Origin of the sequence: Kitasatospora sp. NPDC056800 (assembly GCF_042789775.1) — a bacterium.
Classification (GTDB): Bacteria; Actinomycetota; Actinomycetes; order Streptomycetales; family Streptomycetaceae; genus Kitasatospora.
This window is the reverse complement of sequence record NZ_JBHUAL010000104.1, coordinates 23,158-31,730: the sequence shown is the minus strand read 5'-3', so window position 1 is coordinate 31,730 and position 8,573 is coordinate 23,158. Positions and strand designations below refer to the sequence as shown.

Here is an 8,573-nt window from a genome sequence, read left to right as displayed (position 1 = left end):
GCCCCGGACCGGGGCGCGGGGAACCACGCGATCAGAGCGGGTCCTACAGCACCCGTGTCATCGTCCGGTGCGGTATCCCGGCGTCGTCGTACACCGGCCCCTCGGCCACGTACCCCAGCCGCTCGTAGAACCCGAGCGCCTGCACCTGCGCGTGCAGCTCGACCTCCACGCCCCCGCGCTCGGCCCCCGCGGCCTCGACGGCCCGGACGAGCTCCGCGCCCAGCCCCGTCCCCCGGGCCGCCGCGACGACCGCGAGCCGCCCGAGCAGCACGCGCCCCTCGACGCCCCCGGTGAGCCCGCGCGCCTGCTCGCCGAAGATCAGCCGCGCCGTCCCCAGCGCGGCCCCGTCGGCCCCGACGGCCAGCAGGTGCACCGAGGTCGCGTCGTACTCGTCGTACTCCAGCTCCTCGGGCACGTTCTGCTCGACGACGAAGACCTCACGCCGGACGGCCCGCGCCAGCTCCAGGTCCGCCTCCCCGTCGACGACCCGGACGGTGACGGCCGGCACCTCGGCGGCCGTCATCTCAGCTCTCCGCCGCGATGATGTCCAGCGCCTTCTTCAGGTCCTCCGGGTACTCGCTGGAGAACTCGACCCACTGCCCGTCCGCCGGGTGCTCGAAGCCGAGCGACACCGCGTGCAGCCACTGCCGGGTCAGCCCGAGCCGCTTGGCCAGCGTGGGGTCGGCGCCGTACGTGAGGTCGCCCACGCAGGGGTGCCGCAGCGCGGACATGTGGACGCGGATCTGGTGGGTGCGCCCGGTCTCCAGCTTGATCGCCAGCAGCGACGCGGCCCGGTACGCCTCGATCAGGTCGTAGTGGGTGATCGACGCCTTGCCGTCGCGGGTAACGGCCCACTTCCAGTCCGAGCTGGGGTGCCGCCCGATCGGCGCGTCCACCGTCCCGCTCATCGGGTCCGGGTGGCCCTGCACCAGCGTGTGGTAGCGCTTCTCGGTGATCCGGTCGTGGAACTGCCGCTTGAGGTCGGTGTACGCGCGCTCGGACTTGGCGACGACCATCAGCCCGGAGGTGCCGACGTCCAGCCGGTGCACGATGCCCTGGCGCTCGGCGGCGCCCGAGGTGGAGATCCGGTACCCGGCCGCGGCCAGTCCGCCGATCACGGTGGGGCCGGTCCAGCCCGGGCTGGGGTGCGCGGCGACGCCGACCGGCTTGTCGATCAGGACGATGTCCTCGTCGTCGTGCACGATGCGCATGCCCTCGACGGGCTCGGCGACGATCCGCACCGGCGCGGCCGGGGCGGGGATCTCGACCTCCAGCCAGGAGCCGGCGGTCACCCGGTCCGACTTGCCGGCCACGGCGCCGTCGATCATCACCTTGCCGTCGGCGGCCAGCTCGGCGGCCTTGGTCCGGGAGAAGCCGAACATCCGGGCCAGGGCGGCGTCGAGGCGCTCGCCCTCCAGGCCGTCGGGAACGGGGAGGCTGCGGATCTGCGCTGCGGTACTCACCCGTACGAGTATGCCGGAACCGCGGCCCTCCCCCGCCCGCCGGCGGTCCGGCGCTACTTCTCGCCCTGCTCCGGCTTCCCGGCCTTCCCGGCCTTCTCGACCTCCTGGTGGACGGTCCCGTCCGGGTTGCTGCCCCGGAAGGAGAGCAGGACCACCAGGATTCCGCCGCAGACGATCGCCGAGTCCGCGAGGTTGAAGACCGCGAAGTACTGGACGGAGACGAAGTCCACCACGTGGCCACGGAAGACCCCGGGCGCGCGGAACAGCCGGTCGGTGAGGTTGCCGAGCGCCCCGCCGAGCAGCAGCCCGAGCGCGATCGCCCAGGGCAGGCTGTACAGCTTCCGGGCGATCCGCCAGATCACCACGATGACGGAGGAGGCGATCACCGTGAAGACGACGGTCAGCGCCTGCCCCATCCCGAAGGCCGCGCCCGAGTTCCGGATCACCTGGAGGGTGAGCACGTCCCCGATCACCTTGATCGCCGCGTGGTTCTCCAGCCGGGCGACCACCAGCAGCTTGCTGCCGAGGTCGATCAGGAGGGCGAGCACCGCGACGACCAGCAGCACGCCGATCCGCCGCGGACCCTTGGGCTTCCCGTCCGTCGTGGTGTCCGCGGACGCCCCGGTCGGCTCGGCCACGGGCACCTCCACGGCATCGGCGGGGGTCGGGACGGCGTCGTCCCGGGTCTGGGGGGAACCTTGCGTGCTGATGATCCGCTCCGCTGCCGGTGGAGCTCCCCCGGTCCGCAGGAGGGGGAGGGTGGTGGGCCGGTGATGGCCTGCCCGCGTTCACGAACGCGTCAGGCGGCATCCTTCAGGCGACGTTACGGGGTCGAGCGTACGGCAAGCCCGACCCCTCGCGTCCCTCCGGCCGCCCTGGTCAGCGGCGTTCCTGCTTGGCCTTGCACTGCACACAGAGCGTCGCCCGGGGGAAGGCCTGCATCCGGGCCTTGCCGATGGCCTGCCCGCAGGACTCGCAGGTGCCGAAGCCGACGCCCTCCAGCCGCTCCAGCGCGCGCTCGGTCTGCGCCAGGCTGTCGCGCGCGTTGTTGGCCAGCGCCAGTTCGCTCTCCCGCGAGATGTTCTTCGTACCGGCGTCCACCTGGTCGTCGCCGGCTCCGTCGTTGGAGTCGCGCATCAGGCCGGAGATGGCCGCCTCGGCGGCGTCGATCTCGCTGCGGAGCCGGTCCAGCTCGCTGATCAGCTCGTCGTGCAGCTCGTGGACCTCCTCGGTGGTCCACGGGTCCTCGCCCGGCCGGACCGGCAGCGTGGCCGGGTCCACGGACTCGGCGCCGCGCGGCGCGGTGACGGTGTCGGTGCCGTTCTTCGGTGCGGTAGTGGTCACGGTCCCCTCCCCTGGGTCGACCGCCACGGCCTTGCGTGCCCGCTTGGTGGCGGTACCCGCGCCGGTTCCCTTCTCAGCCATGGCTTTCGACCCCATCTACGAACGAATCGAGCCGCCGGTTCCCGGCGGCTTCCAGTGCCGGAACGATAATCCCGATCAAAACCGGTCACAACATGACATACCGACGCCTCATAACGTTCCCACCCAGGCAGCCGCCCCAACCGTCACGCCCCGTGCGCTCATGGATTTGTGCCCAGATCGACTCCGGCTAACCTCCGCCGCCGCACGCCCCCGGAGTGCTCCCGAAGCGCTCCCGGAGCATGGCCGGAGCACTCCCGGGGCGCCCGCCGGCGCGCCCGCGGACCGCCCGCCGGGAAACGCTTTGGACAAACCGACTCGCCCGGCCGATACACTGGGCCTGCAAGGCGCAGATGGGACGAGTACCGACGTACGCAGCCACCAGCGACCCGGGGACGGTGCGAGCCCGGGGGTGTGCACGGCGGGAAGATCACCCCGGAGCCGCCGGAAGAACGGCCGCCGCGATGCCGCAGCGGCCCACTAGACCCGGCAGCAAGCCCAAACAAGAGGGCCGCGAACAGCAGTACCGCGGCCAAGGAGGGTGGTACCGCGGGGCGGCCTGGTCCGTCTCGTCCCTCCGGAGGATCCAGTCCCAGCATCCGCCGGAGGTAGACGCCGCGATGGCCAGCACCTACAACCCCGTCCCCGCGCAGGTGGATCTGCCTGCCCTGGAGCACCAGATCCTGTCGTTCTGGCAGGACAACAAGATCTTCCAGCGCAGCCTGGAGCAGTCCGAGGGCCGCCCCGAGTGGGTGTTCTACGAGGGCCCGCCGACCGCCAACGGCATGCCCGGCGCCCACCACATCGAGGCCCGCGTCTTCAAGGACGTCTTCCCGCGCTTCCGGACCATGAAGGGCTACCACGTCGCCCGCAAGGCCGGCTGGGACTGCCACGGCCTGCCGGTCGAGCTCGCCGTCGAGAAGGAGCTGGGCTTCTCCGGCAAGCAGGACATCGAGGCGTACGGCATCGCCGAGTTCAACGCCAGGTGCCGTGAGTCGGTCACCCGCCACACCGACGCCTTCACCGAGCTGACCACCCGCATGGGGTACTGGGTCGACCTCGACGAGGCCTACCGGACGATGGACCCGTCGTACGTCCAGTCCGTCTGGTGGTCGCTGCGGCAGATCTTCGACAAGGGCCTGCTGGTCCAGGACCACCGCGTCGCCCCCTGGTGCCCGCGCTGCGGCACCGGCCTCTCGGACCACGAGCTGGCCCAGGGCTACGAGACCGTGGTCGACCCCTCGGTCTTCGTCCGCTTCCCGCTGACCAGCGGCCCGCTGGCCGGCCAGGCCGCCCTGCTGGTCTGGACCACCACCCCGTGGACCCTGGTCTCCAACACCGCCGCCGCCGTCCACCCGGAGGTCACCTACGTGGTGGCCACCGACGGGAACGAGAAGCTCGTCGTCGCCGAGCCGCTGCTCGCCAAGGCGCTCGGCGAGGGCTGGGAGACCACCGGCGAGTCCTTCACCGGCGCCGAGATGGAGCGCTGGACCTACCGCCGCCCCTTCGACCTGGTCGAGATCGAGAACGCCCACTACGTCGTCACCGCCGAGTACGTCACCACCGAGGACGGCACCGGCATCGTCCACCAGTCCCCCGCCTTCGGCGCGGACGACCTCGCGACCTGCCGCCGGTACGGCCTGCCGGTGGTCAACCCGGTGCTCGGCGACGGCACCTTCGCCCCCGAGGTCCCGCTGGTCGGCGGCCAGTTCTTCAAGAAGGCCGACGAGGACCTGGTCGCGGACCTCAAGGAGCGCGGCCTGCTCTTCCGCCACCTGCCGTACGAGCACAGCTACCCGCACTGCTGGCGCTGCCACACCGCGCTGCTCTACTACGCGCAGCCGTCCTGGTACATCCGGACCACCGCCGTCAAGGACGCGATGATCCGTGAGAACGAGGCCACCAACTGGTTCCCGGACACGGTCAAGCACGGCCGCTTCGGCGACTGGCTGAACAACAACATCGACTGGGCGCTCAGCCGCAACCGCTACTGGGGCACCCCGCTGCCGATCTGGCGCTGCGAGGAGGGCCACCTCACCTGCGTCGGCTCGCTGGCCGAGCTGTCCGAGCTCACCGGCACCGACCAGAGCGGCCTCGACCCGCACCGCCCGTACATCGACGCGGTGACCTTCGACTGCCGCGACTGCGGCGGCACCGCCACCCGCGTGCCCGAGGTCATCGACGCCTGGTACGACTCGGGCTCGATGCCCTTCGCCCAGTACGGCTACCCGTACCAGAACAAGGAGCTGTTCGAGAAGCGCTACCCGGCGCAGTTCATCTCCGAGGCGATCGACCAGACCCGCGGCTGGTTCTACACGCTGATGGCGATCGGCACCCTGGTGTTCGACAAGAACAGCTACGAGAACGTCGTCTGCCTGGGCCACATCCTGGCCGAGGACGGCCGCAAGATGTCCAAGCACCTGGGCAACATCCTCCAGCCGATCCCGCTGATGGACCAGCACGGCGCCGACGCCGTCCGCTGGTTCATGGCGGCCGGCGGCTCGCCCTGGTCGGCCCGCCGGGTCGGCCACGGCACCATCCAGGAGGTGGTCCGCAAGACCCTCCTCACCTACTGGAACACCGTCGCCTTCCAGGCCCTGTACGCCCGCACCTCGAACTGGGCGCCCTCGGCGAGCGACCCGGCCCCGGCCGACCGCCCGCAGCTGGACCGCTGGGTGCTCTCCGAGCTGAACACCCTGGTCCGCGAGGTCGACGCGGCCTACGAGGCGTACGACACCCAGCGCGCCGGCAAGCTGCTGTCCGGCTTCGTCGACGACCTGTCCAACTGGTACGTCCGCCGCGGCCGCCGCCGCTTCTGGCAGGGCGACGCCGCCGCGCTCGCCACGCTGCACGAGGCGCTGGAGACGGTCACCCGCCTGATGGCCCCGCTCACCCCGTTCATCACCGAGCGGGTCTGGCAGGACCTGGTCGTCCCGGTTGCCCCGGAGGCCCCGGCCTCGGTGCACCTGACCACCTGGCCGGAGGCCGACGAGTCGCTGATCGACACCGAGCTCTCCCGGCACATGGCGCTGGTCCGCCGCCTGGTCGAGCTGGGCCGGGCCACCCGCGCCGAGTCCGGCGTGAAGACCCGTCAGCCGCTGTCCCGCGCGCTGGTCGCCGCCCAGGGCTGGGAGGAGCTGCCGGCCGACCTGCGCGCGCAGATCGCCGAGGAGCTCAACGTCTCCACCCTGGAGTCGCTGGCGGAGGTCGGCGGCTCGCTGGTCGACACCAGCGCCAAGGCCAACTTCCGCGCGCTGGGCAAGCGCTTCGGCAAGGGCGTGCAGGACGTCGCCAAGGCGGTCGCCGCCACCGACGCCGCCCGCCTGGCCGCCGAACTGCGCGCCACCGGCGAGACCTCGGTCGAGCTGGACGGCGAGACGGTCGCCCTCTCCCCGGACGAGGTGATCATCACCGAGACCCCGCGCGAGGGCTGGGCCGTCGCCAACGAGTCCGGCGCCACCGTCGCCCTCGACCTGGCCATCACCCCGGAGCTCAAGCGGCTCGGCATCGCCCGCGACGCCATCCGCCAGATCCAGGAGGCCCGCAAGAACTCCGGCCTGGACGTCGCCGACCGCATCGTCCTGCGCTGGCGCGCCGCCTCGGAGGAGACCGCCGAGGCGATCGCCGAGCACGGTCCCCTGGTCGCCGAGGAGGTCCTCGCCACCGACTTCGCCGCCGGTGCCGCCGACTGGGAGTCCGAGACCTTCGCCGACGAGTCGCTCGGCCTGGCCTTCCAGCTCCGCAAGGCCTGACCACCCGACAACGAAGCCGCCGTCACCCCGGGGTGACGGCGGCTTCGCCGTACCCGCCCAAGCCCCGCAGCCACCCCGGCTCCCGCACGCCCCCGCCCGGATCCCCACGCCCCCGGCCGCAGCGCTTCCCCTCCCCGCACGCCCCCCACACAGAAGAGCGCCCCCTCCCCGACCCGTGGGTCGGAAAGGGGGCGCTCTCGGAAGGCGCTGCTACAACCTCAGTTGTCGCCGTCCTCGTCGATCAGGAAGCCCCGCATCGGCGCCGGAGCCTGCTGCATCGGCTGCGGCGGCTGCGGACGGACGGCCGCCATCGGCTGGGTCATCCCGGCCGGCTGCATCTGCGGAGCACCGCTGTTGCCACCGGTCGACTGGCCGCCGAAGCTCGGCGCCGAGGAGTTGCCGCCGAAGGAGCTGTTCCCGCCGAAGGACGGCGAGTTGCCCCCGAAGGACGGCTGGCCGCCACCGAAGCTCGGCGCACCGCCGCTCATCGCGCCGGCACCGGCCGGAGCCATCGACGAGGCCGCCGGCGGCAGCGACGCGGTGGCGGGGATCCGCGGCGGGGCGAGCGAGTCGTCGGCCTGCGACTCCAGCTGACGCAGCTGGGTCTCCAGGTACGACTTCAGACGGGTGCGGTACTCACGCTCGAACGCCCGCAGGTCCTCGACCTTGCGCTCCAGCGTGGCCCGCGCCGACTCCAGCGAGCCCATCGCGACGCGGTGCTTCTCCTGCGCGTCCCGCTCCAGCGCGTCGGCCTTCGCACGGGCGTCGCGCTCCAGGCCCTCGGCCCGGCTGCGCGCCTCGCCGACGATCTTGTTGGCCTCGGAGCGGGCCTCGGAGATCGCCTGGTCGGCGGTCTGCTGAGCGAGCGCCAGCACGCGGGCCGCGCTGTCGCCACCGGGGCCCTGCTGCTGCATCGGGGCGCCCATCGGCTGCATCTGCTGCTGCTGCGGGCCGCCCATGGGGCCGCCCATCGGCTGCATCTGCTGCTGGCCCATGCCCTGGCCCATCGGGTTGCCCATCTGCTGCGGGCCACCGGGACCGCCCATGGGCTGGAGCATCTGACCGCCCATCGGCTGGACCAGCTGCTGCTGGCCGCCCATGGTCTGGTTCATCTGCTGCTGCGGGCCGCCGGCAGCGGGAAGCTGCGGGGCGGATCCGGCGGGCAGGCCGAGGGGCTGGTTGCCCATCTGCTGCTGCGGGCCGCCGGGGCCCATCTGCTGCGGACCACCCGGACCCATCTGCTGCGGACCACCGGGGCCCATCTGCTGCGGGCCGCCCGGACCCTGCTGGCCGGGGACCGGCGGACCGGATATGGCGGCCGGCACCGGAGCGCCGCCCTGTCGGGGCGCGTCCTGCTGCGGCTCCTTGCGCAGGTTGGCCTGGTTCTGCGCGGCGGCACGAGTCGCCGCGGCCAGCTTGGCGCGCAGGTCCTCGTTCTCCCGGAGGAGGCGGGTCAGCTCCGCCTCGACCTCGTCGAGGAAGGCATCGACCTCGTCCTCGTCATAGCCTTCACGCAGGCGGACGGTCGTGAACTGCTTGTTCCGAACGTCCTCGGGGGTCAATGGCATCTCTTCACCTCAACGTGATCGTCGGCACACCGGCATCCTGTCGCATCGCTCACCTACGACTAGGGGTGCACAAGCGAGATCAGGACATACACAATGATCATCAGTACGAAGAAGGACAGGTCGAGCGCCACGCCCCCGAAACGCAACGGCGGAATGAGCCGCCGAAGAAGCTTGAGCGGCGGATCCGTGACAGTGTACGTGGCCTCCAGGACCAGGACCATGGCCTTGCCGGGCCGCCACGAACGCGCGAACTGGAAGACCCAGTCCATGACCAGTCGTACGAGCAGGAACACCAGGAAGACGGTCAGGGCGTAGTAGAGCACCGCCCACACGATGTCCATCGCGTTTCCCTCTCCCCGGTCCCGATC

7 protein-coding genes are annotated in these 8,573 nt (G+C 71.8%); 1 reads left to right on the top strand and 6 read right to left on the bottom strand.

From position 1 onward, the window contains the following. Positions 1 to 43: 43 nt before the first annotated feature. From ACFRQN_RS22635 to ACFRQN_RS22620, 4 genes are all read right to left on the bottom strand, one after another. The gene (locus ACFRQN_RS22635) at positions 44 to 523 is read right to left on the bottom strand and encodes a GNAT family N-acetyltransferase (protein WP_049649533.1); all 480 of its coding nucleotides are present in this window, start codon (positions 521 to 523) and stop codon (positions 44 to 46) included. Between the two features lies 1 nt (position 524). Beyond that, positions 525 to 1,463 (bottom strand): RluA family pseudouridine synthase, encoded by a 939-nt coding sequence (locus ACFRQN_RS22630; RefSeq protein ID WP_049649532.1) that lies wholly within the window; start codon positions 1,461 to 1,463, stop codon positions 525 to 527. 53 nt (positions 1,464 to 1,516) lie between these two features. Further along, entirely contained in the window at positions 1,517 to 2,101 is a 585-nt protein-coding gene (gene lspA, locus ACFRQN_RS22625) for a signal peptidase II (protein WP_380741666.1), read from the bottom strand. Positions 2,102 to 2,342: 241 nt separating this feature from the next. After that, on the bottom strand, positions 2,343 to 2,807 hold the full coding sequence (locus ACFRQN_RS22620) for a TraR/DksA family transcriptional regulator (protein ID WP_234348203.1): 465 nt from the start codon (positions 2,805 to 2,807) through the stop codon (positions 2,343 to 2,345). A 698-nt stretch (positions 2,808 to 3,505) separates the two neighbouring features. Between ACFRQN_RS22620 and ileS the strand changes: the two genes are divergently transcribed. After that, on the top strand, positions 3,506 to 6,637 hold the full coding sequence (gene ileS, locus ACFRQN_RS22615) for an isoleucine--tRNA ligase (RefSeq protein ID WP_380741665.1): 3,132 nt from the start codon (positions 3,506 to 3,508) through the stop codon (positions 6,635 to 6,637). Positions 6,638 to 6,855: 218 nt separating this feature from the next. Here ileS and ACFRQN_RS22610 read toward each other — a convergent pair whose 3' ends face one another. Together ACFRQN_RS22610 and ACFRQN_RS22605 are read right to left on the bottom strand one after the other, a co-directional pair. Further along, entirely contained in the window at positions 6,856 to 8,205 is a 1,350-nt protein-coding gene (locus ACFRQN_RS22610) for a DivIVA domain-containing protein (protein ID WP_380741664.1), read from the bottom strand. 59 nt (positions 8,206 to 8,264) lie between these two features. Further along, the gene (locus ACFRQN_RS22605; RefSeq protein ID WP_030060143.1) at positions 8,265 to 8,546 is read right to left on the bottom strand and encodes a YggT family protein; all 282 of its coding nucleotides are present in this window, start codon (positions 8,544 to 8,546) and stop codon (positions 8,265 to 8,267) included. Between the last annotated feature and the right edge of the window lie 27 nt (positions 8,547 to 8,573).

Coding starts and splice junctions, on each gene's coding strand:
- ACFRQN_RS22635 (WP_049649533.1), bottom strand. CDS start 523: ATGACGGCCGCCGAGGTGCCGGCCGTCACCGTCCGGGTCGTCGACGGG.
- ileS (WP_380741665.1), top strand. CDS start 3,506: ATGGCCAGCACCTACAACCCCGTCCCCGCGCAGGTGGATCTGCCTGCC.
- ACFRQN_RS22610 (WP_380741664.1), bottom strand. CDS start 8,205: ATGCCATTGACCCCCGAGGACGTTCGGAACAAGCAGTTCACGACCGTC.
- ACFRQN_RS22605 (WP_030060143.1), bottom strand. CDS start 8,546: ATGGACATCGTGTGGGCGGTGCTCTACTACGCCCTGACCGTCTTCCTG.